This window comes from Pseudomonas sp. GM24 (genome assembly GCF_000282235.1).
In the GTDB taxonomy this organism is placed as follows: Bacteria; Pseudomonadota; Gammaproteobacteria; order Pseudomonadales; family Pseudomonadaceae; genus Aquipseudomonas.
Genome location: NZ_AKJR01000030.1, coordinates 1 through 25772, shown reverse-complemented (window position 1 = coordinate 25772; position 25772 = coordinate 1). Strand labels below are relative to the sequence as shown.

At 59.0% G+C, this 25772-nt stretch carries 23 protein-coding genes and 1 pseudogene; 8 read left to right on the top strand and 16 right to left on the bottom strand.

Annotated features, from left to right (window positions below; genetic code table 11):
- Window positions 1-44: 44 nt before the first annotated feature.
- From gspD to gspG, 5 genes are read right to left on the bottom strand one after another with little or no spacing between them, the layout of a single operon-like run.
- Window positions 45-2411 carry a type II secretion system secretin GspD gene (gene gspD, locus PMI23_RS05340; RefSeq protein ID WP_007918202.1) on the bottom strand — a complete coding sequence of 789 codons (2367 nt, stop codon included), beginning with the start codon at window positions 2409-2411 and terminating at the stop codon, window positions 45-47.
- On the bottom strand, window positions 2408-2953 hold the full coding sequence (gspM, locus tag PMI23_RS05335; RefSeq protein ID WP_007918204.1) for a type II secretion system protein GspM: 546 nt from the start codon (window positions 2951-2953) through the stop codon (window positions 2408-2410). Before gspM ends, gspD begins: the two co-directional genes overlap by 4 nt.
- Window positions 2946-4121: a type II secretion system protein GspL gene (gene gspL, locus PMI23_RS05330; RefSeq protein WP_007918206.1), complete on the bottom strand. Its 1176-nt coding sequence runs from the start codon at window positions 4119-4121 to the stop codon at window positions 2946-2948. Before gspL ends, gspM begins: the two co-directional genes overlap by 8 nt.
- A complete protein-coding gene (gspK, locus tag PMI23_RS05325; RefSeq protein WP_007918208.1) occupies window positions 4118-5077 on the bottom strand; it encodes a type II secretion system minor pseudopilin GspK in 960 nt (319 codons plus the stop codon). The genes gspL and gspK overlap by 4 nt, the downstream gene beginning before the upstream one ends.
- An 8-nt stretch (window positions 5078-5085) precedes the next feature.
- On the bottom strand, window positions 5086-5544 hold the full coding sequence (gene gspG / locus PMI23_RS05320; protein ID WP_007918211.1) for a type II secretion system major pseudopilin GspG: 459 nt from the start codon (window positions 5542-5544) through the stop codon (window positions 5086-5088).
- 147 nt (window positions 5545-5691) lie between these two features.
- Between gspG and gspI the strand changes: the two genes are divergently transcribed.
- Window positions 5692-6078 carry a type II secretion system minor pseudopilin GspI gene (gspI, locus tag PMI23_RS05315; RefSeq protein WP_157279730.1) on the top strand — a complete coding sequence of 129 codons (387 nt, stop codon included), beginning with the start codon at window positions 5692-5694 and terminating at the stop codon, window positions 6076-6078.
- A 275-nt stretch (window positions 6079-6353) separates the two neighbouring features.
- Here gspI and PMI23_RS05310 read toward each other — a convergent pair whose 3' ends face one another.
- Window positions 6354-7496 (bottom strand): IS481 family transposase, encoded by a 1143-nt coding sequence (locus PMI23_RS05310; RefSeq protein WP_007949675.1) that lies wholly within the window; start codon window positions 7494-7496, stop codon window positions 6354-6356.
- Window positions 7497-7622: 126 nt separating this feature from the next.
- Window positions 7623-9344, bottom strand: coding sequence for a bifunctional isocitrate dehydrogenase kinase/phosphatase (aceK, locus tag PMI23_RS05305; RefSeq protein ID WP_007918081.1), 1722 nt, complete (start codon window positions 9342-9344; stop codon window positions 7623-7625).
- 398 nt (window positions 9345-9742) lie between these two features.
- On the opposite strand from aceK, the gene PMI23_RS05300 reads away from it, so the two are divergent.
- The gene (locus tag PMI23_RS05300; protein ID WP_007918083.1) at window positions 9743-11368 is read left to right on the top strand and encodes a methyl-accepting chemotaxis protein; all 1626 of its coding nucleotides are present in this window, start codon (window positions 9743-9745) and stop codon (window positions 11366-11368) included.
- 85 nt (window positions 11369-11453) lie between these two features.
- Window positions 11454-12362, top strand: coding sequence for a DMT family transporter (locus PMI23_RS05295; RefSeq protein ID WP_007918085.1), 909 nt, complete (start codon window positions 11454-11456; stop codon window positions 12360-12362).
- A gap of 121 nt (window positions 12363-12483) precedes the next feature.
- Here PMI23_RS05295 and PMI23_RS05290 read toward each other — a convergent pair whose 3' ends face one another.
- The gene (locus PMI23_RS05290; RefSeq protein ID WP_007911287.1) at window positions 12484-13347 is read right to left on the bottom strand and encodes a DMT family transporter; all 864 of its coding nucleotides are present in this window, start codon (window positions 13345-13347) and stop codon (window positions 12484-12486) included.
- 470 nt (window positions 13348-13817) lie between these two features.
- On the opposite strand from PMI23_RS05290, the gene PMI23_RS29960 reads away from it, so the two are divergent.
- Window positions 13818-14237 carry a hypothetical protein gene (locus PMI23_RS29960; protein WP_238539517.1) on the top strand — a complete coding sequence of 140 codons (420 nt, stop codon included), beginning with the start codon at window positions 13818-13820 and terminating at the stop codon, window positions 14235-14237.
- A gap of 45 nt (window positions 14238-14282) precedes the next feature.
- Here the strand turns inward: PMI23_RS29960 and PMI23_RS05280 are convergent, their stop codons facing one another.
- Complete coding sequence (locus PMI23_RS05280; RefSeq protein ID WP_007911288.1) at window positions 14283-15221, bottom strand: aspartyl/asparaginyl beta-hydroxylase domain-containing protein; 939 nt, start codon at window positions 15219-15221, stop codon at window positions 14283-14285.
- 184 nt (window positions 15222-15405) lie between these two features.
- Complete coding sequence (gene cysK / locus PMI23_RS05275; protein ID WP_007911289.1) at window positions 15406-16380, bottom strand: cysteine synthase A; 975 nt, start codon at window positions 16378-16380, stop codon at window positions 15406-15408.
- A gap of 127 nt (window positions 16381-16507) precedes the next feature.
- Here cysK and PMI23_RS05270 point away from each other — a divergent pair, with 127 nt between their 5' ends.
- The gene (locus PMI23_RS05270; RefSeq protein ID WP_007911290.1) at window positions 16508-17584 is read left to right on the top strand and encodes a DUF748 domain-containing protein; all 1077 of its coding nucleotides are present in this window, start codon (window positions 16508-16510) and stop codon (window positions 17582-17584) included.
- Window positions 17585-17591: 7 nt separating this feature from the next.
- On the opposite strand, the pseudogene PMI23_RS29195 reads toward PMI23_RS05270, so the two are convergent.
- Window positions 17592-17849: pseudogene (locus tag PMI23_RS29195) on the bottom strand (DUF2442 domain-containing protein); the annotation flags it as partial.
- A 279-nt stretch (window positions 17850-18128) separates the two neighbouring features.
- Between PMI23_RS29195 and PMI23_RS05265 the strand changes: the two are divergent.
- Both PMI23_RS05265 and PMI23_RS05260 read left to right on the top strand, forming a co-directional pair.
- Window positions 18129-18974 carry an AAA family ATPase gene (locus tag PMI23_RS05265; RefSeq protein ID WP_007911294.1) on the top strand — a complete coding sequence of 282 codons (846 nt, stop codon included), beginning with the start codon at window positions 18129-18131 and terminating at the stop codon, window positions 18972-18974.
- A 12-nt stretch (window positions 18975-18986) separates the two neighbouring features.
- Window positions 18987-20165 (top strand): vWA domain-containing protein, encoded by a 1179-nt coding sequence (locus tag PMI23_RS05260; protein WP_007911295.1) that lies wholly within the window; start codon window positions 18987-18989, stop codon window positions 20163-20165.
- 64 nt (window positions 20166-20229) lie between these two features.
- On the opposite strand, the gene PMI23_RS05255 is transcribed toward PMI23_RS05260, so the two are convergent.
- The 5 genes from PMI23_RS05255 to PMI23_RS05235 all read right to left on the bottom strand — a co-directional run bounded on the left by PMI23_RS05255 (window position 20230) and on the right by PMI23_RS05235 (window position 24613).
- Window positions 20230-20778: a hypothetical protein gene (locus PMI23_RS05255; RefSeq protein ID WP_007911303.1), complete on the bottom strand. Its 549-nt coding sequence runs from the start codon at window positions 20776-20778 to the stop codon at window positions 20230-20232.
- A gap of 118 nt (window positions 20779-20896) precedes the next feature.
- Window positions 20897-21814, bottom strand: a complete 918-nt coding sequence (locus PMI23_RS05250; protein WP_007911305.1) for a biotin-dependent carboxyltransferase family protein — start codon at window positions 21812-21814, stop codon at window positions 20897-20899.
- On the bottom strand, window positions 21811-22515 hold the full coding sequence (gene pxpB / locus PMI23_RS05245) for a 5-oxoprolinase subunit PxpB (RefSeq protein WP_007911307.1): 705 nt from the start codon (window positions 22513-22515) through the stop codon (window positions 21811-21813). Before pxpB ends, PMI23_RS05250 begins: the two co-directional genes overlap by 4 nt.
- Window positions 22512-23264 carry a 5-oxoprolinase subunit PxpA gene (locus PMI23_RS05240; RefSeq protein WP_007911313.1) on the bottom strand — a complete coding sequence of 251 codons (753 nt, stop codon included), beginning with the start codon at window positions 23262-23264 and terminating at the stop codon, window positions 22512-22514. Before PMI23_RS05240 ends, pxpB begins: the two co-directional genes overlap by 4 nt.
- Window positions 23265-23326: 62 nt before the next feature.
- The gene (locus PMI23_RS05235) at window positions 23327-24613 is read right to left on the bottom strand and encodes an MFS transporter (protein WP_007911315.1); all 1287 of its coding nucleotides are present in this window, start codon (window positions 24611-24613) and stop codon (window positions 23327-23329) included.
- A 159-nt stretch (window positions 24614-24772) separates the two neighbouring features.
- Between PMI23_RS05235 and PMI23_RS05230 the strand changes: the two genes are divergently transcribed.
- Window positions 24773-25687, top strand: coding sequence for a LysR family transcriptional regulator (locus PMI23_RS05230; RefSeq protein ID WP_007911319.1), 915 nt, complete (start codon window positions 24773-24775; stop codon window positions 25685-25687).
- Window positions 25688-25772: the final 85 nt, after the last annotated feature.

Sequence of the window (25772 nt, the reverse complement as noted above, 5' to 3'; positions counted from 1 at the left end):
AGCTCCTACAAATCGGTTTTCCAGATCAAGAGGCGATGGCGGAATCATTGGATGGGCACCGCTTTGATAGTGGCGCGCGGACCCGACCCCGGTAAAACCGCCGGTACGCCCTGCGCCGCTGTCGGCAATTGCGGCGCCTGCATGTCCGGCATCGCCCAGCTGCGTTCCGGTTGCAAACCGCCCTGCGCACGGCGCATAAAGTCGTAGCGGTTGAGGGTGATGCTGCGCCCCGCTTCGCTGTCGCGAATGATGTACGGGCGCAGGAACACCATCAGGTTGGTCTTGGTAATCGCCCGGCGCTCGTTGCGAAACAGCGCGCCAATCCCCGGCAGACTGCCCAGCCACGGCACCGCGTCGTTACTTTGGCTGTAGCCGTCCTGCAGCAACCCACCGAGGACCATGATCTGCCCGTCATCAAGCAGAATGCTGGTGTCGATCGCGCGTTTGTTGGTGACGATCCCCGCCGACGTCGAACTGGCCGAAGCCCGCTCATCAATGCTGCTGACTTCCTGATAGATATCGAGCTTGACCGTGCCGCCCTCGGAAATCTGCGGGCGCACATTGAGCTTCAAACCGACCTCTTCACGGGTCACGGTCTGGAACGGGTTATTGCTGGTGCCCCCGCCGCCAGTCACGTAACTGCCGCTGACAAACGGGATGGTCTGGCCGACAAAAATACTCGCCGCTTCGTTGTCGAGGGTCAGCAGGTTCGGCGTCGACAGCACGTTGGTGCCGCCCTTGCTTTTCAAGGCCCGGGCCAGCACTTTCAGGTCGAGAATCTTGCCGATACCGGGAATGTCGACGGTGCCGTTGACGTAACCCAGGTTCAAACCCTGCGGCAGCACGTCGATGCTGGTCTTGCCGTTGGTGTTGATCCCCGAACCACCCAGATTCGCGCCGCCGATCACGCCTTTGCCGCCGAGGTTGCCGGTCTGCCATTGCACGCCGAACTCACTGGCATCGTCCTCGCCGACTTCGACGATCAGGCTTTCGATCACCACTTGCGCGCGGCGCTGGTCGAGCAGATCGATCACCTCGCGCAGGTTGCGATACAACGGCTCCGGCGCGGAAATCAGCAAGGTGTTGGTGGTGGCGTCGGCCTGAATCGTTACGCCGCCGGCACTGAAGGCGACGTTTTGTTCGCTCGCCTGATTACCGCTGCTACTGGTGCCGCCACTGCCTTGTGCGTAACTGCCACCGGCACTGCCGCTGCTATTGCTGGTCGATGTCGTGCCGCTGGTTTGCGTGCCGCTCTGGCCATTCTGCCCAGCGCTGCCGCCAGTACTTGCACCCATGGCGCTGAGCACCGAACGCGCGCTGTCACTGGTGCCGCTATCACTCTCACCGGTGAGTAACCCGCGCAAGGCCTGCGCCAGTTTCGCCGCTTGGGCGTTACGCAGATAAACCACGTGCAGATTGCTCGGATTGCTCTGCGCGTTATCCAGTTTGTAGATCAGGTTGCGCGCCAACTCCGTGCGCTCCGGGCTGCCGGCGCGAATGATGATGGTGTTGGAGCGCGGATCTCCGATCACCGCTATTTTCTGCGTCGGATCATTGCCCGGCGCATCGAGCAAGTCCGCGACCATCGGCGCAATGTCGGCAGCGATGCCGTTCTGAATCTGCACCACATCCGTATCGATCGCACTCGGCGAATCAATGCTCGCGATCAACTGCGCAACGCGGGTCAGGTTCTCGGCGTAATCGGTGATGACGATGGTGTTATTGCCGGGATAGGCGTTGATCGGGTTGTTCGGCGAAACAATCGGCCGCAGCACCGGAATCAGGTTTACCGCGTTCTCGTATTGCAGACGAAACGTGCGGGTGAGCATGCCGTTACCCGCCGGTTTGTCAGCGCTGTAAATCGGCCCACCCAGCAGCTTGGCATCCGCCTCCGGCACCACCTGCGCCACACCGCCGACATCCACCACACTGAAACCCTGCATACGCAACGCCGCCAACAACATGTCGTAAGCCTGCCGCGCCGGCACCTGACCTTCCGAGACCAGCGTCAGTGTGCCCTTCACCCGAGGATCGACCAAAAACTGCTGCCCGGTCGATCGCGCCAACGCCCGTACCACCGCTTGAATATCGGCGTCGACAAAATTCAGCGTCACTGGTTGATCACCCAACGGATTGCTCGGCAACGCGATGCCCGACGACGCCGCACCACTGCGCGCACTCTTGCTGATGTTGTGCAATTGCTTGGGCGCCGGTCGCGCCTGCGCCTGTGCGCGTTCGCGGTCGAGCACCGCGTCACCGCTGCGCTGGGTGTTGGCCAGCGGCCGCCCGAGTTCACTGTCGACCAGCAACGGCGGCTGATTCTGCGGCGTGGTGGTGTTGCTGCACGCGCTCAACGCCATCAGCAGCATCGGCAACGCCAGACGTGCCGGTTTGGATCCTGACCCCTTCATGAAGCTTCCTTAGCGCCCAGCGCCTGATCCATGCGAACGGTGCCTGACAAAGTGCCGGCGGTGACTTCGGTCGAGGGGTTGTCTGCGCGTTGCAAACGGGCCTCGACCACTTGCAGAGAAAGTTGTGCCGGGTTGCTCAACAGCCATTCGAGCACGGCATCGGCCGGCGCCGCGTCGAAGGTCAACTGCCAGGCACCCTGTGCCTCCTGTAATTGGTAATGCCCCGCCAGGCCACTGGCCTGAAGGGTCTGCTCCAGAGACTGCGCCACGCTTTGCCCGTCCGGGCGCACGCTGACTTCGCGCAGCAGCACCTCAAGCGCTTCGGTCTGGGCGCGAAGCTTTGGCGTCTCGGTTTGCCAATAGGTGATTTTCTTCAGCGGCGGCTGGATCAGTGCGACCCACAGCAGCAAGCCGATCAGCGCGATGGCCATGCCGGCAACCATGCGCTTTTCGCGCAACGCCAACGGCTGCCATCGGGCTTGCACCTGAGCGTTAAAGCGTTGCCACTTGGCGCGGTACAGCGCGAGCGAGGCCTTATTCATCTTCTTCTGCTCCGCCGCTGTCATCGCTTTCATTTGGGCTGGCTTCAGTGGCCGGACGCAAGGTCCAACCCTCGTCATCGGCAGTGACGCTGATGCCGGCCTGGGCCAAGGTGCTTTGCCAGTCCTGATCATTGCCGCCACGACGGGCTTCACTCAGCAGACTCAGTTGCAAGGCACCGTCGACAAACACCAGCCGCTCGACACTGCCGGCCATCGACGGCATACCGGTGCCGGCCTGCAACACCAGACGATTAAAAGTCTGCGCCGGATCATCCGCCGCGCCCTTTTGCCGCGCCGCCAATTGCTGACGGGCCTGTTGCAACGGGTTGAGGATCACCGGCAACTCGGGAAAGGCCTGCTTTACCCGCAGGTTCATCTGGGCTTTCAGCTGCTGGCCCTGACTCGCCTCACGGGCGGCATACAGATTCAAACCGATCACCCAAACAGCCACGGCCAACGCTGACAGGGCGATTGCCCTGCCCCAGCCGCGATGCTCGGTTTTTTGTTGCTGGACCGCGCCATGCAGCCCCCAACCCGGTAGCGGCCCGGTCCAGCGCTGCGCATCCGCCATCGGCAGTTCAGCGCCCGGCGGCTGATCACCGATCCAATGCAAAGTGACACCCGGTTCCCACACAACACCGTCGAGTCCGTCATCGAACAACGGCTGCACCCGCGCCACTTGCACGCTATCGCGCAACAACAGATGCCCGTCCTGCACGCAAGCGACGGTGCCGGGCAGCACCGGCAAACGGTACGGCGCCGGGTAGAGACCGCGCAGGTTCAACCCAGCGCTTTTCAGCAATTGCCCAAAACTCAATAACTGCTGCCGAGGCGCCCAGGCGATCTGCACCTGCCCGGCCTCGTCCCGTGAACTGTGCGCGATGTGCATCTCACTGCTGTCGCCGAGCATCAAGGCCTGCGCCGCACACTGCACCGCCGCGACAATCTTGTTCGCCGGCAGCGGCGGTAAATCGAGACTCGCCAACAGGCTGTCAGCCGGGTGCAGAAAACACACCAGCGGCGGCAGTTTCGATTGCTGGCTCAACTGGCTCAGGCTGAGGCGTTCTTCCCGCGTGACCTGGCCTTGACGATCCAGCCAGGCGCAATGCAATTGACTGTGCAGATCCAGTTCCGCCAAGGGCGGCAACGCCACTTTCAACTGGCTCATACGCCCACCCGCGACCAAATCACCTGCGGCAAGCGGTCCTGGCTGCGATGCAGCAACGCCTCAAGACTGACCCGCCGCTGATCGCGCCGCGCCTCGCCCCGCAGGCGAAACCAGTCACTGGTGATGCCGACCTTGACGCTGGTCAGCTCCAGTTGCGGCAGGCGCAAGCGGTTAACGAAATCGCCACGGTTGATAAACCAGCGCCCGGCATCACGCTCGGCAATCAGCGCATTGGCACGCTCCAACGACAGCCCCGGCACATACGCGGCCAACACCGGCGCGGTGGCGGTGTTGCCGTTGAGCCAGGTCGTCGCGGGGATCACCGTCAGGTACGGCGCCAGTTTGCCCATCACCGCCTCATTCACGCCGTCGACACTGCGCAGATCATCGATGCTACGCAGCATCGGCAACGTCGGATTCTGCGGTTTGCGTGAAGCGTTTGGCGAAGTGGCGCGACCACTGTCGAAACCACTTTTCGGCGCCTCGGCAACCTGCGCATTCAGCAGCCGCGGGTACGAGGCAATCACCCGCTGACTGATGCGTTGACTCAACCCGGCGCTGACCCCGATCAACTCACACAAGCGCTGAAACGCCGCCACCTGCGCCTCATCAACCCGCTCGTTGGCCACCAGATTGCGCAGGTTGAACTTGCCCTGCTCATCCTCCAGCCGCCCTTCAAAACCTTGCGCGGAGAGCCGCTGCGCCCACGGCTGATCGAGCCGGGTCAACGGATCGCGCTGACGTGCGTCCCACAACAATTGACGGCTGATCTCCAACCCGCCCTGCACCAGCCAACGCCCCTGCACGCGCTGCTGATCCGCCTCCAGCGCCCGGGTCGACACGCTCTGGCGCGTCAACATGCCCGCCGCAATCACCGCCACCACGGCCGCAATCAACAACGCGCTGATAATCGCCATGCCCTGTTGCTTCGCCCCCTCAGGCGAGCGGCTGTTCATGGCCGGCCTTACAACTGCCAGGAACCGATGTCGGCATTCACGCCGTCGCCGTCCGGCTGACCGTCGGCACCGAGGGAAAAGATGTCGATCTCGCCATTCGCACCGGGGTTGAGGTACTGATAAGGACGCCCCCACGGATCGTTCGGCAAGCGCTCCAGGTACGAGCGCCAATTGCTGTTCTTCGCATCCGCCGGCCGCTCCACCAACACCTTCAGCCCTTGGTTCATGCTCGGGTAAGTGCCGTGATCGAGGCGATACAACTTCAACGCCTGCATCAACCCACCAATATCCTGCTTCGCCGCCGTCGCCCGCGCCTGATCCGGCCGGTCGAGCACCTTGGGCACCACCATCGCCGCCAAAATCCCCAGAATCACCACGACCACCATGATCTCGATCAGGGTAAAACCCTGCTGCCCACGCGGCGTGCGCAACGGTTGCTGAAGCGATTTGAAAGGTGCGATATCCATCTCGACATGCCCTGGCTTGATTCGATTCGACGCGCAGTGTTGCAAGAAGATATGTCAGTGATGTTGAAAATCCTCGGGTGTTTTCGTCGTCAAGCCGTCAAGGACGGGGGTTAGCGTCGAGGGCTGGGTTTGGGTTTTGGGCCATGTATGCGTGCGCGTTCGCGGGAAGCGGGTTTCACGTTGATTGAGGTGCTGGTGGCGCTGGCGATTATTGCCGTGGCGATGTCGGCGGCTGTGCGGGTGGCGGGGTTGATGACGCAGAGTAGTGGGGTTTTAAGGGATCGGTCGCTGGCGATGATTGCGGCGCAGAGTCGGATGGCGGAGTTGCGGTTGGAAGGGAAGTTGCCGATGGGTATGAAAGCGCTGGATTGTGATCAGGGGCGGTTGTTGTTGCGGTGTGAACAGGTGATCAGCGCAGCCGAAAACGGCCGCTTACTCAAGATTGGCATTCAGGTATTCGACCGCAACCAAGATGCGCCGCCGTTGGCCAGGCTTGAGACGTTGATGTCCCGAACCGAAAGCCCCTCACCCTAGCCCTCTCCCAAGGGAGAGGGAACCGATTCGGGGATATTCGAGAGCTACACCGACTTGAACGTCTTTCATTGAATCCAAAATGGCCAAGCTCACAAAGCCAAATCGAAGGCCTTTCACAAAAGCCATAACCGCCAAGGTCTTTCACCAAAACCATAATCACCAAAATCTTCCAGGTCGACGTACCCCGCAAGACACCTCGGTCGGCCCCCTCTCCCTCCGGGAGTGTATGTACCGGAGACATGGTGGACACATGTTCGGAGACATAGTGGACGGTTTTAGATCTTCTTACCTGCCGTAACGGTCTGCAAGTTCAAGTCGATTCGGGCGATACGATGTCTACTCCAGTAGACATCGTGGATGCCGTCCTCCGTCGTTTCCCGGATAGCTACTGACCTCCCGTGAAAAGCCTTTCCGACTGTGTATTCACGGTTCCCCCAGTAGATCTCTCCTTTCACCTGAACCTTCCTGACCACATCCCCATCGTCGTACTCAGGTGCCGCTGGTTGCTCCTGGTATTCCCGTGGGCTGCTGCTGTAGCGAGTAGCAGGAACCTGCATGTCCAGCGCTTGATGCGGGCGCTTCTGGTTGTAGATATCACGCCAGATATCAAACGCCCGTTGTGCATCGTCCAGATCGATGAAGAGTTGGCCTTGCAGGACTTCCCTTTTCAGACTGCGGTGGAAGCGCTCCAGCTTTCCCTGGGTTTGCGGGTGATAAGGTCGGGAGTGGCCGACCTTGATGCCCTGGCTCATCAGCCAGACCTCCAGCGCGGTATAAACGCCGGTCTGGTCACCCCATGGCGAACCGTTGTCCATCGTCATGCGCAGAGGCAGACCGTAGCGCCGAAAGGCCCGCGTTAGTTGCTCCTGGACGGTTCGGCGCTGCTCATTGGCGCACGCAGCGATGCACAGTGAGAACCGTGAGTGATCGTCCAGTATCGTCAGCGGATGGCAACGTCCGTGTTTCAGGCTGATATGGCCTTTGAAGTCGATCTGCCAAAGATCGTTGGGCGCCTCGTGCTCGAACCGGATAATCGGTTTGACCTCGGCAGCCTTTGGATCAACGCGCGAATGACGCTGTAAAACCGCATGCACGGTGCTGACAGAGGGCATCACTTTGCCGTCGTCTTCCAACACGCGCTTGAGCTTGCGAGCGCCCCAAGCGGCGTACTCCTGACTCACGGTCAAAATCTGCTGCTCAACCTCATCAGCGCAGCGTTTGGGTGACGTCTTCGGTCGTCGAGACTGATCGATCAACCCTTGCGCACCGAGGTTTTCAAACCTGTTGAGCCATTTGTAGGCAGTGCTTGGGCTGATATTGAATCGACGGCAAAGCTGCCGAACATTGGCCCCTTCTTGCCGAGCCAACAGCACGAATTCTGAACGAAGCTGCACGGTGGACACCTCTTCCCAAGACACAGGCCATCTCCTTCGCGATGAGCAATGTGTCTATTAAAATGTGTCCACCATGTCTCCGAACACCTGTCCACCATGTCTCCGGTACATACACTGGGAGAGGGCTGGGGTGAGGGGCTTTTAAAAGAGTTATTCGTTATCGAGGCCTTTGCGCCGATACGGGAAGACGTCGATGACTTTGCCGGCGCGAATCGCCTCCTGCAAACTCTTCCAGTAATCAGCGTTATACAACTCGCCATGCAACTGGTCGAACAACTTGCGCTGCCCCGAATCAGCAAACAGAAACGGCGGAAATTCCTCGGGAAACACATCCAGCGGCCCGATCGAATACCACGGTTCGGAGGCCATCTCATCTTCGGGCGTGCGCGGCGCAGGAATGTGACGGAAGTTGGCTTCGGTCAGAAAGCAGATCTCGTCGTAGTCATAAAACACCACACGGCCGTGCCGGGTGACGCCAAAGTTCTTCAGCAGCATGTCACCGGGAAAGATATTCGCCGCCGCCAGTTGCTTGATCGCCAGGCCGTAATCCTCCAGCGCCTCGCGCACCTGCGCGTCGTTGGCGTTCTCCAGATACAGATTGAGCGGGGTCATTCGCCGCTCGGTCCAGCAGTGGCGGATCAACACGGTGTCGCCTTCGACTGAAACCGTCGACGGCGCCACTTCCAACAATTCCTCAAGACAGGCCGGATCAAACTTGCTCAGCGGAAAACGGAAGTCGGCGAACTCCTGGGTATCGGCCATGCGCCCTACCCGGTCGACACTTTTCACCAATCGGTACTTCTCGATCACCGTGGCGCGATCGACGTTTTTCGACGGCGAAAAACGGTCCTTGATGATCTTGAACACGGTGTTGAAGCCCGGCAGGGTGAACACGCTCATGACCATGCCGCGCACACCCGGCGCCATGATGAACTGGTCGTCGGTGTTGGCCAGATGGTTGATCAGTGCGCGGTAAAACTCGGATTTGCCATGCTTGTAGAAACCGATCGAGGTGTACAACTCGGCAATGTGCTTGCCCGGCAAAATGCGCCGCAGGAAGCCGATAAACTCCGCCGGCACCGGTACGTCGACCATGAAATACGAACGGGTGAACGAGAAGATGATCGACACGTCAGCTTCGTCGGTGATCAGCGCGTCGATCTGAATCCCGCGCCCTTCGCGGTGCAACAGCGGGATCACCAGCGGCCATTGCTCGTCGCGGGTGTAGATGCGCCCGACCAGATACGCGCCCTTGTTACGGTACAGCACCGAGGAAAACAGCTCGACGCTGAGTTCCGGGTCCTTGCACACCCAGTCCGGCAGGTTCTCGCGCAGTTGCGCTTCGAGCCGGCGCAGGTCACCCGGCAAATCGGCGTAGTCCTCGCTGAAACGGTAGTCGGCAAAAATGCTCGCGAGCATCCCCGACAGTTGTCCCTGCGGCTTGTATGTGCGGGTTTGCGCGGCGCGGGCACGGCGCAGGCTCGGGCGCGTGGTGTGGATGAACATGCAGCCGTCGCTGATCAGGTCGTGGCTGAACAGCCCGCAGAAAATCGAGTTGTACCAGGTCTCGGACAGCTCATCGTCGAAGCGCAGGTCGATGACGCTGATGTAAGCGCTTTTCACCAGCGGCCAGCAGCTGACATTCATCAGCGTTTCGTCGTCGAAGTATTCGCGCAGGCGGGCGATGGTTTCGCCGACCTTTTCTTCGTAAAGGTTGATCCGTGCTGCCGACGCCGTCTGCGTCTCCTGCCAGCGTGCCTGCTCGAAGCGCTCCCGGGCACCGTCGGTGATGCGCCGGAAATGCTCGCGGTAATCGTCAAAGCCATCGAGGATCATGCGGGCGATGTCGGTGGCTGGCCATTGCTGCGGCATAGATGAGACCTCGGCGTGCATTGGGAAATCTGTGCCTGAGCTTAGCCACGGATACGCGCGCAGGTGAAGTGCAATTTCTGCCAAATCTGCGTCAGGGTTGTACAGCGACACAGTTTTTAGCAAAGTTTTTTAAATCGACCGTTCGGTCAGTTAATCACCTTACCGGTCTTTCTGGCCGTCCTGCGCCAGCCCGCGAATTCTCTGGGCTTCGGATCCAATACTGATCAGGCGCGTCTAGTTCGTGGCTTTGCTGCCAATGCACTTACCGTCAGTGCCGATTCCAGATTGGTCTTACCAAAATAGTGGCACTTTGATATACAGCCCGCCATTACCCGCCTCATAACAAGATCCTCGCCGACGAGGGCGACCTCTCCCCTCAAAGATCAAGGAGCACACTGATGTCTATCCGGAATCTGCGCATAGGTTTGCGCGCCAGTTTGAGCTTTGCCGTTTTGGCCGGTCTGCTGGTGGTGGTCGGCCTGTTCGGGCTGGGCCAGATGAAAACCCTGCGCGAAAGTGCAGCGGTGATCGAAGAGTCATGGATGCCCAGCATCGAGAGCATTCATGACGCGGCGGCGAATATCGCCAGCATCCGTCTCGAATCCTTGCGTCTGATCGCCATCACCCAACCCGCCGTGCGCGACAGAAGCAAAGGCATCCTCAAAGCCCAACGCGATGAGTTGCTCAAACGCCTCAACGATCACAAAGCCTTGATTGCCAACGATCAGGAACAAGCGATGCTCGACGGCTTGAACGCAGCCGTCGGCAAATACCTGAGCATTCTCGATCAGATTGTCAGCCAGATTGACGCCGGTCAGAACGAGCAGGCGGCCACCCGTTTGAGCAACGAGCTGGCACCTCAGGGTACTGTGCTCGACAAGACGCTGGAGCAGATGATCAGCCTCAATCAACAAGGTGCCGACGCCGCCGCCGATGCCGCCGCAGCCATGTACCAACGGGCATTGTGGATCGTCGCGACCATCATCGTGATTGCCCTGATTGCCACGCTGCTGTTGGCCTGGCAGTTGACGCGCAGCATCACCACCCCGATCAATCAGGCACTGGGTGTAGCGCGACGCATTGCTGCCGGTGATCTCAGCGGCCAGATCGTCAGCACTGGTAAAGATGAGGCTGCGCACCTGCTCGACGCCTTGGCCGAGATGCAGGGCAATTTGCGCTCGACCATTCGAGGAATCAGCGAATCGGCACAGCAACTGGCTTCCGCTGCCGAGGAAATGAGTTCGGTGATGGAGCAAAGCACCCGCGGCCTGCAACAACAGAACGATCAGATTGAACAAGCCGCTACAGCAGTCACCGAGATGAGCACGGCGGTGGATGAGGTCGCGGCCAATGCGGTGTCCAGCGCCGAAGCGTCCGCTGCATCCAACGAAGACAGCAAGCACGGTCATGTACAGGTCAGCGAAACCATCAGTTCGATTCAGGAGCTGGTCGATGCGGTACTCGGTGCTTCCGAACAAGCCGAGGGCCTGGCCACTCAGGCACAGGACATCAGCAAAGTGCTGGAGGTGATTCGCGGGATTGCCGGGCAGACCAACTTGTTGGCGCTCAATGCGGCGATCGAAGCGGCGCGCGCCGGTGAAGCCGGGCGCGGTTTTGCCGTGGTCGCCGACGAAGTGCGTTCGCTGGCACAACGCACGCAGAATTCCACCGAAGAAATCGAGCTGATGATCAGCAGCATCCAGCAAGGCACCGGGGCAACAGTGGGCGCGTTGCAGAGCAGTGCCGAGCAGGCTGGTCAGACGTTGCGCCGAGCCAACAGCGCGGGCCAGGCACTGGAGAAAATCACCGCGTCGATCTCGCAGATCAACCAGCGCAATCTGGTGATCGCCAGCGCGGCCGAGCAGCAGGCTTTGGTGGCGCGTGAGGTCGATCAGAATCTGGTGACCATTCGTGACCTCTCCACGCAAACCGCCGCCGGGGCGACTCAGACCTCGGCGGCGAGCCAGGAGTTGTCGCGTCTGGCGGTCGATCTCAACGGTCTGGTGACACGCTTTGTGATCTGAGCGCAAAGTTGAATGCCCGAATAGCGGTTGCCATCGTCAGGGCGCTCGGCAACACTCTCGTCCCGATCAAGGAAGGAGACCCGCCGTGAGCCCTGTCGATATTTTCCGTATGTTGTCGCTGGCGGCCATCTGGGGCGCGAGTTTTCTGTTCATGCGCATTATTGCGCCGGTGATTGGCACGATCCCGACCGGTTTTTTTCGCGTGTCGATTGCGGCCGTTGGCCTGCTGGTGATCCTCGGGCTGATGCGCGTGCGCTGGGATTTCAAAGGCAAATTGAAAACCGTGATGCTGCTGGGCGTGATCAATTCGGGGATTCCGGCGACGCTGTATTCCGTTGCGGCTCAGGTGTTGCCAGCCGGCTACTCGGCGATTTTCAATGCCACCACGCCGTTGATGGGCGTGCTGATTGGCGGGTTGTTCTTCAGTGAAAAACTCACTGCTGCCAAGTTGGGTGGGGTGTTCCTCGGCCTGTTCGGTGTTGGCGTGCTGACCCGCGCCGGCCCCGTGGCGTTCGACTTGCAGTTGTTGATGGGCGCCGTCGCCTGCCTGCTGGCGACCACTTGCTATGGCTTCGCCGGTTTCCTCGCGCGGCGTTGGCTGGATCAGGCCGGTGGACTGGACAGCCGATTGTCGGCGCTGGGCAGCATGCTCGGTGCGACGTTGTTCCTGTTGCCGCTGTTCGGCTATAGCGTAATCACTGCACCGCCAGTCAGCTGGGGCGGCTGGAATGTCTGGCTGTCGCTGTTGGGCCTGGGGTTGGGCTGTACGGCGTTTGCCTACATCATTTATTTCCGCCTGCTCAGTTCGATCGGTCCGGTGAAGTCGATGACCGTGACCTTCATGATTCCGCCGTTCGGGGTTTTGTGGGGGGCGTTGTTGCTGGATGAGCCGTTGTCGATGGCGCACATTTATGGCGGGGTGTTGATTGCGCTGGCATTGTGGCTGGTGTTGAAGCCGGCGGTGGTGCAACCGGCTGAGGTGCCGGCCCGATAAATTTGTGCTGTTGCCGAAAAGGCAATCGCGAGCAGGCTCACTCCTACAATTGGAATGCGTTCCCCTGTAGGAGTGAGCCTGCTCGCGATCGATGGCCTAAAAGCCGCCACCTGACGACCTGTTACCCCCTTTTACGGAAGACAAACGCCAGACCGACAATGATCAACAGCATACCCAGCACGCTCAATGCCGCCAGGCGATTGCCGAAAATCAAGTAGTCCATCACTGCCGTCACCGCCGGCACCAGATAGAACAGACTGGTGACATTCACCAGATTGCCTCGCGCGATCAATCGATACAGCAACAGCGTCGCCAGCACCGAGACCACCAGCCCCATCCACAAAACAGGCACGATAAAGCCTGTGCTGTGTTCAAAGTGGAACGGCTGGAACGGCACGAAGATCCCGCACAACAACAGCCCGGCCAGATACTGCACCGGCAGTGTGCCGAGGGGATTGTCGGTGATGCGCTTCTGCATGATCGAGCCCAGCGTCATGCTCGCCAGCGCCAGCAGACCAAACAGCATCCCCGCCCAGGATATCCCGGCCAGACCGATGCCTTGGTAAACCACCATGATCAGCCCCGCCAGCCCCAACGCCAGACCAAACATCCGGCTCGCCGAGCGCTGCCGCTCCATCAATACCACCGTGAGAATCGGCTGCACGCCCATGATGGTCGCCATCACCCCCGGGGTGACTTTGGTGTTGAGCGCCAGCAGATAGAAAATCTGATAAGCCCCCAACAACACCACGCCGGTGGCGATCGCAAACAGCATCGGCCGTCGACCCTTGGGCAACTTCAGTTTGAGCAGCGGCGCCAGCAGCACCAGCCCGCACAAGGCAATCACAAAGCGAATCAGCAGAAAGGCAAACGGCGAAGCATGGGCCAGGCCCCATTTGGAGAAGATCGCACCGCTGCTCCACAGCAGGACGAACAGGCTCGTGGACGCGGCCGCGAGCGCGGATTTTTTCGACAGGACAAACATGAATACCACCTGTAGTCAGGCAAATAGCCAACTCAGCCGAAGCTGAAATTCAGTAGGTTTTTCTGGCGGGCGCAGGGGTCAGCAAAAACTGCCGATCAGCCCGAAACGCCAACGCCCGGCGGTGATACGACTGCGCACACCGGCGTGCTACTGACAGGTGGAGGGTAATGACTGATCTGCTGGGGCTGCTGATTCCCGCACGGCACGACGCCAGCGTTGACCGCTGAATCGACTACCGCGTTGATGAGGGATGCAGGCATAGGGGCAGATCTTTTTTGAAGGGCTGGAAGGTGAACCATGGGGCTCACGAGCGCTGACTATAACCAGCGGGCGACATCGATTGCAATGATTTGGGCAAAGGGCCGGCAGGGACAGTTGGCCGCAAGGTGAATAGGCTGGATCGCAATTGCGACACCCCACCATCGAGGACAAGGAATGCACGGGATCACATGCCAAGGGAACGGACGTATTTGCGCTACCAAGTGTATAAATCACAGGCCAGAAAACAGGCTGGGGTTACTTTCGCAAAGCTGCACAAAGACTTGTTGCAGCAAGGGATAGTGGATGTTGATCACTCCAGAGTTCGTTTCGAAGCAATCGATGCTCAAGCGCTGAGTGCCTATGAAGAATGGTTTGATCCTCATTTCTCTTGGCGAGATGTTGTCAGGTGGAAGGCCAAAGAACCCCTTAGCTTCAACGCCGGAGGCACCATGAAGGCTGCCGTTGAAAAAAAGGCGCCAGGCGCCAGACCGATAAAAGCTGATAGAAAACGCTCTTCTGGAAAGTTGTCTGAACAGGAGTTGCATCGAATCAGAGAAGCATTGGTGAATCCAGCCGCGGAAGAGCCAGGAGGCGTCCTCGCTGGCGCTTCGTTCACCTTCTCTTCATAAAAAAACCGCTCACAAGGAGCGGTTTTTTTATTACAACATCCAGCCTCAACCAAACAGCCAATACCCCAACAACGTCAACACCACCACCGCCAGCACCGGTCGCATCACGCGGTAGGCCTTCGGATGACGGCGTTTCCACTGTTTGACCACTCCACTGAACTTGTCGCTGAAGTTCTTGCTCCAGGCGTAAGCCTGGTTGATCCCGCCGACGCGCTCGTCGTCAAGGTTCTGCGGTGCGGTGGCGCGGCCGAGCCAGGCGCTGATCGAGCGGTTGATGCGGGTCATGAGGCGGTTGCTCAGCGGACGCTCGACGTCGCAGAACAGGATCACGCGAGTTTGTTCGGTTTCGTTCTTGACCCAGTGCACGTAAGTTTCGTCGAACATCACGTCTTCGCCGTCACGCCAGGCGTAAACCTGACCATCGACGAAAATCCGGCAATCGTCGGAGTTCGGCGTCGACAAGCCGAGGTGATAACGCAGGGAGCCGGCGAACGGATCGCGATGCGGGTTCAAGTGGCTGCCACCCGGCAACAACGCAAACATCGCACCTTTTACGTTGGGAATCGCACTGACCAGTGCCACGGTCTTCGGGCACAGGGTTTCAGCCGACGGCAGCGGTTTGTCATACCACTTGAGGTAGAAACGCTTCCAGCCCTTCTTGAAGAATGAGCCGAAACCGGCGTCGTTGTTCTTTTCCGCCGCGCGAATATAGCCTTCATCGAACAGATGCATGGCCTCGTCGCGAATGGTTTCCCAGTTGTCGCGTAGTACGTCCAGTTCCGGGAATTTGCTGCGATCCAGATACGGCTTGGACGGCACGCCGGAGAACAGGTACATCAAGGCATTGTACGGAGCGAACAGTGCCGAGTGGTTGACGAACTGGCGCAGAACCGGCAAACGCGCCTTGCCGCGCAAATGCACATAGAGGATGCTGCCCACAAACAGCAGCAGCACCGACACCTTGGCGGCTAACGAAAAGCTCATCAACGACTCCTTGAATAAAGACAACGCTGCGCAATGCCCTTTACCCGACATGGCAGCCGGCCATGATAAACACTACCGGCTTCGGACAAAACCCGCCTTACACAAGATTCAGTGTTAAGCATTGCGCAACAAAGCATTTATTAGCATAACGATCCTGAACCCCGGCTGACCTGAATCAACTGGATTACTGCTGAGTCTCCTGCTCAGTGAACAGATCGCTGAACAACATGCTCGACAGATAACGCTCACCCGAGTCCGGCAGAATCACCACGATAGTCTTGCCCTGCATCTCCGGCGTCTCCGCCAGACGCACTGCTACCGCCATCGCTGCACCGCAGGAGATGCCGCACAAAATCCCCTCTTCCTGCATCAAGCGCAGGGCCATGGCCTTGGACTCTTCGTCGGTGACCTGCTCAACCCGGTCGACCATCGACAGATCGAGGTTCTTTGGCACAAAACCGGCGCCGATCCCTTGAATCTTGTGCGGGCTCGGTTTGATTTCTTCACCCGCCAGCGCCTGGGTGATCACTGGCGACGACATCGGCTCCACCGCCACCGACAGAATCGGTTTGCCCTGGGTATTCTTGATATACCGCGAAACGCCCGTGATGGTTCCGCCCGTGCCAACCCCAGCCACCAGTACATCCACCGCACCATCGGTGTCGTTCCAGATTTCCGGACCGGTAGTTTTTTCGTGAATCGCCGGGTTCGCCGGGTTATCGAACTGCGCCGGCATGAAATATTTGTCGGCATCGCTGGCAACGATCTCGGCAGCCTTTTCGATGGCGCCTTTCATGCCCTTGGCTGGCTCGGTCAACACCAGCTCGGCGCCCAGAGCCTTGAGGACTTTACGGCGTTCGATGCTCATCGAAGCCGGCATGGTCAGCATCAACTTGTAACCACGGGCAGCGGCAACAAACGCCAGACCGATCCCGGTGTTACCCGACGTCGGCTCGACAATGGTCATGCCCGGCTTGAGTTTGCCGCTGCTTTCGGCGTCCCAGATCATGTTGGCTCCGATCCGGCACTTGACCGAATAACCGGGGTTGCGCCCCTCGATCTTGGCCAGAATGGTCACGCCACGCGGCGCGATGCGGTTGATCTGCACCAGCGGCGTATTACCGATGGAATGGGCGTTGTCAGCGAAAATACGGCTCATGGCTGGGTCCTTATGCAGCATTGAATTCAGCCTTCAAAGGTATGCCTGTTGCCCATCACAGTCCAGTCGGGTCGAACGTCTGCGCGACGTGACAGTCAATCGCTTACATCGTCAGGGAATTGCCGTCATGAAGCGTCGCTACAGTTGGCCATTAGGGATTTTCGCCGTCGTCGTTGTGCTGCTGATCGCGCTGCACATCGCCCTGCCCTACATGGTGCGCGACTACCTGAACGGCAAACTGGCGGACATGGGTGACTATCGGGGTCAGATCACTGATGTCGACTTGGCCCTATGGCGCGGCGCCTACAAGATCAATGGGCTGAAGATCGTCAAGGTCGACGGCAAGGTACCGGTACCGTTCGTCAACGCACCGCTGATCGATCTGGCAGTCAGCTGGCATTCGCTGTGGTACGACCATGCCGTCGTGGCGCAGGTGAGATTCGTAAATCCTGAAGTCAATTTCGTCGATGGTGGCGCTAACAAACAGAACTCACAAACAGGTCAAGGCACCGACTGGCGCGCGCAACTGGGCAAATTGCTGCCGATCACTCTCGACGAAGTACAGATTCAGGACGGCAAGATCAGTTTCCGCAACTTCAATTCAAAACCTCCAGTGAACATGAACGCGACCGATGTCGACGCGAGCATCTACAACCTGACCAACGTGGTCGACAAACAGGGCAAACGCGACGCCCGCTTCGAAGGCAAAGCCCTGCTGCTGGGTCATGCACCGCTGGAAACCACCGCAACGTTCGACCCTCTGAGCAATTTCGAAGACTTCGAGTTCCGCCTGCGCGCCAAAGACATTGAACTCAAGCGCATGAACGACTTCGCATCGGCCTACGGCAAGTTCGACTTCAACGCCGGCCACGGTGATGTGGTGATCGAAGCCCAAGCCAAAAAAGCCCAGGTCAACGGCTACATCAAACCCCTGCTGCGTGACGTCGAAGTGTTCAACTGGCAGCAGGACGTGGAAAACAAGAACAAGAGCATCTTCCGCTCAGTCTGGGAGGCTTTGGTCGGTGGTACTGAAACCGTGCTGAAGAATCAGGCGAAAAACCAGTTCGCCACCAAGGTCGAACTCAGCGGCAACGTGCATCAGCAAAACATCAGCGCGTTCGAAGCATTTTTGCAGATTTTGCGCAATGGTTTCGTACAGGCATTCAATGCCCGGTATGAGCGGCCGAAGCCAGATGCGGGTTAGGGTTCATTTCTGGAAAAGCATCCAGATATAGAGTATCGGCGCCAATCTGAATATCCGGGGCCGGCCATTCAACGGTCCAACCGTTATCGCCCAAGATGGCAGTCGCAAAGACTTGGGGATCAAGCAAGGGCTGCAACTGCTTATACGTTTGAATATCTCGACTCAAATCGAGTGTCAGCGCGCGACCATCAACAAAGCAGAGTGCAAGCCGACTATCAGAGAGCGCAGTAACTGCCGCCAAGCGTGGTCGTTTCATGGATAACATCAATTCAGCGCCTCAGGGCAGATGGGGACTGCTTCGCAGCCCAGCGGGAGCAAGCTCCCTCGCCACAGATTCAGTGGACATCCTGAAGGCTATCGCCAAATCGGCGATACCTGAATACTGGCCATCGGCCGAGACTGAGTCAACATGTGACGCCCCATTCAGAGACTGAATAAGCCGTCTGCGTTCACAGTCGACCGGGCTGCGCGTTATAGTCGGGCATCCGATTATTTCGCCCCCGCCCTGCCCGTCAGGTCGGCGTTACCGTTCGAGGATTAGCAGATGAAGTTCGAAGGCACCCAGGCCTACGTCGCCACCGATGACCTGAAGCTGGCGGTCAACGCCGCCATCACCCTGGAGCGGCCGCTGCTGGTCAAGGGCGAACCGGGCACCGGCAAGACCATGCTCGCCGAGCAACTGGCCGAATCGTTCGGCGCCAAGTTGATCACCTGGCACATCAAGTCCACCACCAAGGCCCATCAGGGTCTGTACGAGTACGATGCGGTCAGCCGTCTGCGCGACTCGCAACTGGGCAATGAGAAAGTCCACGATGTGCGCAACTACCTGAAGAAGGGCAAACTCTGGGAGGCTTTCGAGTCCGAAGAGCGGGTCATTCTGCTGATCGACGAGATCGACAAGGCCGACATCGAGTTCCCCAACGACCTGCTGCAAGAACTCGACAAGATGGAGTTCTACGTTTACGAGATCGACGAGACCATCAAGGCAAAGAAGCGCCCGATCATCATCATTACCTCCAACAACGAGAAAGAACTGCCGGACGCCTTCCTGCGCCGCTGCTTCTTCCACTACATCGCCTTCCCCGACCGCACCACCCTGCAAAAAATCGTCGACGTGCACTACCCGGACATCAAGAAGGATCTGGTCAGCGAAGCGCTGGACGTGTTCTTTGACGTACGCAAGGTGCCGGGGCTGAAGAAGAAGCCATCGACCTCCGAACTGGTCGACTGGCTGAAGCTGCTGATGGCCGACAACATCGGCGAAGCGGTATTGCGCGAACGCGATCCGACCAAAGCGATCCCGCCACTGGCCGGTGCCTTGGTGAAGAACGAACAGGACGTGCAACTGCTTGAGCGCCTGGCGTTCATGAGCCGTCGCGGCACCCGCTAAGAGGCTGACGCCATGTTGCTCAACCTGTTCAATGAAATGCGTGCAGCCAAGGTGCCGGTGTCGGTGCGCGAGTTGCTCGACCTGATCAACGCGCTGAAACAGCGCGTGACCTTCGCCGACATGGACGAGTTTTATTACTTGTCGCGGGCGATTCTGGTGAAGGACGAACGCCATTTCGACAAGTTCGACCGCGCGTTCGGCGCCTACTTCAATGGCCTCGAAAAGCTCGATGATCACTTGCAGGCGCTGATTCCCGAAGACTGGCTGCGCAAGGAATTCGAGCGTTCGCTGAGTGACGAGGAGCGCGCGCAGATCCAGTCCCTTGGCGGCCTCGACAAGCTGATCGAAGAGTTCAAGAAGCGTCTGGAGGAACAGAAGGAACGCCACGCCGGCGGCAACAAGTGGATCGGCACCGGCGGCACCAGTCCGTTCGGTTCCGGCGGTTTCAACCCGGAAGGCATTCGGGTCGGCGATGCCGGCAAGCGCCAGGGCAAAGCGGTGAAAGTCTGGGATCAGCGTGAGTACAAGAACCTCGATGATTCGGTGGAACTGGGCACGCGCAACATCAAGGTTGCCCTGCGCCGCTTGCGTAAATTCGCCCGTCAGGGCGCAGCGGAAGAACTCGATATCGATGGCACCATCGACCACACCGCCAAGGACGCCGGTCTGCTGAACATCCAGATGCGCCCTGAACGCCGCAACACGGTGAAGCTGTTGTTGCTGTTCGACATCGGCGGTTCGATGGACGCCCACGTGAAGATTTGTGAGGAACTGTTCTCGGCCTGCAAGACCGAGTTCAAGCATCTGGAGTACTTCTACTTCCACAACTTCGTTTATGAATCGGTGTGGAAGAACAATATGCGCCGCACCTCGGAACGCACTTCGACCCAGGACCTGCTGCACAAGTACGGCGCCGACTACAAAGTGATCTTCATCGGTGACGCCGCCATGGCGCCGTATGAAATCACCCAGGCCGGCGGCAGTGTCGAGCACTGGAACGAAGAGCCGGGTTACGTGTGGATGCAGCGCTTCATGGAGAAGTACAAGAAACTCATCTGGATCAATCCGTATCCGAAAGACACCTGGGGCTATACCTCGTCGACCAATATCGTGCGCGATCTGATCGAGGATCAGATGTATCCGTTGACGTTGCGCGGGCTTGAGGAAGGGATGCGGTTTTTGTCCAAGTAAGATTGCGAACGTAAATACTGAAAGGCAGACCGTATGAAAGCGGCTGCCTTTCAGGCTCGCGAATTTACCAATCTGTCGCGAGATAAGACTTGCAGAGCCGGTCCATGAAAGAGGTGTCCAGAATCGCGGGGCCGACAGCAGTCGTTTTTTGCCCGCGGCGTTTTTTCTTCCCTCTGGCGACAACTTTCGCCCCGCCATTTTCCAGCGCTACCCTGCGATTTTTTTCAATGTCCGTTTCAGGACTCAGGGTCACTTCACTCTTCATTTCGCCCTCTGGCGCCAGAAAGCGAAACCTTACGCTTTTCACCTCAGCACCCGCGTTGGTCTCCACGGTCATCAGCTCCATGGCGTTACCACTCGCCTCCGTGCGGTGATTCCAGTGAAACATACGCATCATGTCGACGGTTGCGGTGGACATAAATGTCTCGATACACGCAACGATGTCCTGATGACCGGCCCGGTCGGCGTCCAGTCGTTGCACATTGTAGAAACGATCGATGCTCGCCCGATAAACCGGCACGCAGTCCACACCCTCATAAAAACCGACAATGTGCCCATCGACACTGTTCGCACATTCGCCCTTTGATTGGGCCATTACTGTCATAAAACGCATCTGTAACTTCCTTGTAAAAGATGAAGACCGATAGTTCCATACATGCTCGACAAGCGATGTAGGGCGACGTACTGATGCGCCAGGAAAAATCTCGGTCTTCCGTCCGAAGTACGGACAATTACAAGTAGGACTTCAGGTAGTTGATATGGTCATGCCATGCACGCTCTTGCATGACTGGCGTGAACCGCACCCTGTCACCCGGGAGACATTGCGCCAGCCTCGCCAGCGCCAAGGGTGTCAGCGCCCCCAAGCGTGGATAACCACCAATGGTCTGACGATCATTGAGCAACACGATCGGTTGCCCGTCCGGCGGTACCTGCACCGCCCCGAGTGGAATGCCTTCGGAAATCATCGGCTGCCCCTGATATTCCAACGCCTTGCCCAGCAAACGAATGCCCATGCGATCAGCGCGACTGTCCAGCGTCCAGGCACTGTTGAAGGCATCAAACAAACTCTGCCCACTGAACTGGCCGATCTGTGCGCCGAGCACCAGATCCAGCGGTGCATTCGCTTTCAAATCCGGTCGTAAATCCAAAGGCACTTCGCGAACACATAGCGATTTCCTGTGATAACTCAGCGTCGCGCCCTTGGCCAACGGCAAGCCCATACCGTCCAGCCCACCGAACTCTTCACGCACCACCGTCGCGCTGCTGCCCAGCACCTTCGGTGCATCAAAACCACCGGGCGCCGCCAGATAAGCCCGGGCACCGAGCAGCGGTTGCGTGAACAGCAACTTCTGTCCTTTACCCAACTTGAAACTGCGCCACGGCGCCAGCGGCTGACCATCAATCTGTGCGCCAAGATCAGCTCCGGCCAGTGCCAGCAAACAATCCTCTGCAGCGACGACGGCAAACCCGCCTAGGGTGATTTCGATCACCGTTGCATCGAGGTTATTGCCGAGCAACCAGTTGGCCCAGCTCATCGAACACCAATCCGCCGCACCGCCCTGGGTGACGCCCAGGTGCCGCACGCCAAACCGTCCCGCGTCCTGCAACAGGCACAACGGGGTACTGGCTTCAATCGTCAGTCGGCTCATGTCTGCGCCTCCAGTGGTGTGTCATCACCACCCAGATTGACGAACTCGGCATGACTGACCGCTTCGAATCGCACCGTGTCGCCCGGTTGCATCAGGCTGTAGCCGTCGCGATTGCGGTCGAACAACTTGGCCGGGGTGCGGCCGATCAGGTTCCAGCCACCGGGAGAGACCACGGGGTAAGCCGCCGTCTGCCGTTCGGCAATGCCGACGCTACCGGCAGCGACTTTTTTGCGTGGTGTGTTCAGGCGAGGCGCGGCAAGCACTTCTTCGACCAACCCCATAAACGCGAAACCCGGCGCGAAACCAAGGGCGAATACCTGATACTCACGTCCGCTGTGGCGACGGATCACTTCATCCACCGCCAGACCGCTGCGCTCGGCCAGCAAACTCAACTCAGGGCCGACGCTCAAGTCATACCAGACCGGCAACACATGACATTGGCCGCCAGTTCGCGCATTCGGTGACAGATCGATCAGCGCTTCGGCGATCAATTCCCGCGCCTGACTCGGACTCAGTGCAGTCAAATCGTAATGCACCATCAGCGTCGTATAGGACGGCACCAGATCGATCAGTTGCTCACCGAATACCGCACGCAAACGCTCACTGGCAGCGAGCATCCACGGCATGTTGGCTTCGGCGATTTCATCGAACAGACGCAACATCAGGCAATCCAGTGCCACCACTTCAATCCTTGGGTTCATAAGGCGCTCTGCTGATTCAGGGCCTCGCGAATGCGCTGCACGGCCGCTACCGAACTGGCGTTGTCGCCGTGCACGCAAAGGGTGTTGGCGTGCAGGCGCAAGGCGCTGCCGTCGCTGGCGCTGAGGTTGTCGCCACGGGCAATGGTCAGGGCTTGCTCGATGATTTTTTCCGGATCGTGATGCACCGCGCCCGGCAATTGCCGTGAAACCAGTTTGCCGGCACTGTCGTAAGCGCGGTCAGCGAAGGCTTCGAACCACAATGTCACGCCATATTCATCGCCGATCTGCTGCGCCGCCGAGTTGTCGCGGGTGGCCATCAGCATCAACGGCAGGCTGCGGTCATAAGCGGCCACTGCCTGAATCACCGCACGCAATTGCGCCGGATTGGCCATCATGTCGTTGTACATCGCGCCGTGTGGTTTGACGTAGCTGACGCGCCCGCCCTGGGCCTTGCAAATGCCGTCGAGCGCGCCGATCTGGTAATGCAGGATGTCTTGCAGCTCTTGCGCCGAATACGCCATGGAGCGGCGACCGAAACCGACCAGATCCTGATAAGCCGGGTGTGCGCCGATCTGCACGCCGTGGCTCAATGCCAGGCTGACGGTCTTGCGCATGATGCTCGGGTCGCCGGCATGGAAACCGCAAGCCACGTTGGCACAATCGATGAAGGGCATGACCTCGGCATCCAGACCCATGGTCCAGCTGCCGAAGCTCTCGCCAATGTCGCAATTCAATAGCAGGCGGCTCACGGTGAACACTCCTGTAGGTGCTTGTCTTTTTATCTGTAGGACTGTGCTAAGCAGGTTATCAGTTACTGCGCATCGAGTTGCTTGCCACGGGTTTCCGGCAGGCTCAATGCCGCGATAATCACCACGCCGTAAGACACCGCCGCAAACGCGCCAATGCCGACACTCAACGGCACCTTCTGGCTAAGCAAGCCGATCAGCAGCGGAAACAAAGCCGCCAGTGCCCGACCGATGTTGTAGCAAAAGCCCTGCCCCGAACCGCGAATTCGCGTAGGAAACAATTCAGTCAGAAACGCGCCCATGCCGCTGAAAATCCCTGAAGCAAAGAAGCCCAACGGGAAGCCCAGCCACAGCATCACGCCATTGCTGACCGGCAGTTGCGTGTAGAGCAGAACGATGGTGAACGAGCCGACCGCGAACAGGATGAAGTTCTTTTTCCGCCCGAGCAGGTCTGTCAGATAAGCGCTGATCACGTAACCGACGTAGGAGCCGACAATCACCATCGCCAGATAACCGCCCGTACCGAGCACGCTCAAACCGCGTTCGTTTTTCAGAAAGGTCGGCAGCCAGGAAGTGATCGCGTAGTAACCACCGAGGGCGCCAGTGGTCAGCAGTGAAGCGCGGAACGTGGTGAAGAGCATGCCCGGCGCGAAGATCTCGTAGAACTTCGATTGATTCTCCGGCGTTTGTTGGGCTTTAGCCTCGCGATAGATCTCCGGATCTTTCACCAGTCGACGGACGAAAATCACGAAAATCGCCGGCACGATGCCGAGGATGAACAGCGCACGCCAGGCATCTTCCGGCGGCAACACCGAGAACAGCAGCGCATATAGAATCGCTGTGAGCCCCCAGCCCAACGCCCAGCCGGATTGCACCATGCCCACCGCTTTGCCGCGATCCTTGGCGCGGATCACCTCGCCGATCAGTACCGCGCCAGCCGTCCATTCGCCGCCGAAACCGAAGCCCATCAAGGTCCGGGCGATCAGCAGTTGTTCGTAGTTCTGCGCGAAGCCGCAGAGGAAGGTGAAGAAGGCGAACCACAACACCGTGAGTTGCAGGGTGCGCACGCGACCGATGCGGTCAGAGAGAATTCCGGCAACCCAACCGCCGATGGCCGAAGCGATCAATGTGCTGGTATGAATCAGCCCCGCCTCGCCGGTGGTGATGCCCCACATCGCAATCAGCGTCGGCACGACGAAGCTGAGCATTTGCGTGTCCATGCCGTCCAGACCGTAGCCGATCTTGCAGCTCCAGAACGTACGGCGCTCCTGCTGATTGATGTTGCGATACCAGTCGAACGGCCCGGGGCGCGCCGTTGCCGTGGATGCTTCTAGGGTGTCGGGAGCACGCATGGCTTATCTCCGCAGGTTTTTTATTGGTCTTGTTCGTAGCCCCGACGACGCCTATCGTGGGGACCGGATGCGTCGATTTTTCGTCGCGCGGCCCCGCTGCGTCCAACGAATAAAAACCCGCCTTAGCCATAAGAAAAATTTGTCACCCGAGCCTTGCCCATGAACCTGAAGTTTCTCGAGACCTTTGTCTGGGTCGCCCGACTGAAGAGTTTTCGCCTGACCGCCGACAAGCTGTTCACCACCCAGGCGTCGATTTCCAGCCGCATCGCGGTACTGGAAGGCGAGCTGGGGGTGAAGCTGTTTTTGCGCGATTCACGCGGTGTCAGCCTGACGCCCGAAGGGTTGAAAGTGCTGGAGTACGCCGAGCAGATGCTCGACACCATGTCGGCGCTGAAACAGTCGATCGAGACCCGCTCAAGCAAAGTCGGCCGCGTGCGCATTGGCGTGATGGACACGGTGATTCACACCTGGCTCAGCCCGTTGGTGGCACAGATGACGGACCTGTATCCACGGGTGGAAATCGAGCTGGTGGCGGATACTTCGTTGAACCTCTGCGATCAGTTGCAAAAAGGCTTTCTCGATATCGTTCTGCAAACCGATCTGATCCGCCATGAAAGCGTGCGCAGTCTGGAGCTGGCCAGCCATCCGCTCGGCTGGATCGTCGCCAGCAATTCGATCTATAACCGCGACTATGCCGACCTTGCCGAACTGGCGCAGGAACGGATCATCACCTACTCGAAAAACTCCCGACCGCATCAGGATCTGTTGGCTTTGATGCAAGCCAGTGGCGTACTCGCGCCACGCTTGAATTGCGTGAACTCGGTGTCGGCGATTACCCGCTTGTTACGCGATGGATTTGGGATTGGTGTGCTGCCGCCGGTGCTGGTTGCGGAGGAGCTGGCGCGGGGCGAATTGACCTTGCTCAACATCGATCAACGGCCACCGAATCTGCAGGTGGTGGTGTCGTGGCGGGTGGGGGTTGAGTGGGTCGAGGAGATTGTGACGTTGTGTCAGCAGGTGCTGGAGGGGTATGCGATCAAGATGGGCACTGACTATATCGCCCTGACACCGTGATCATTCCCACGCTCCGCGTGGGAATGCAGCCCGGGACGCTCCGCGTCCCTCGAAAGCCGAACGCGGAGCGTCGGTTGAGGCGTTC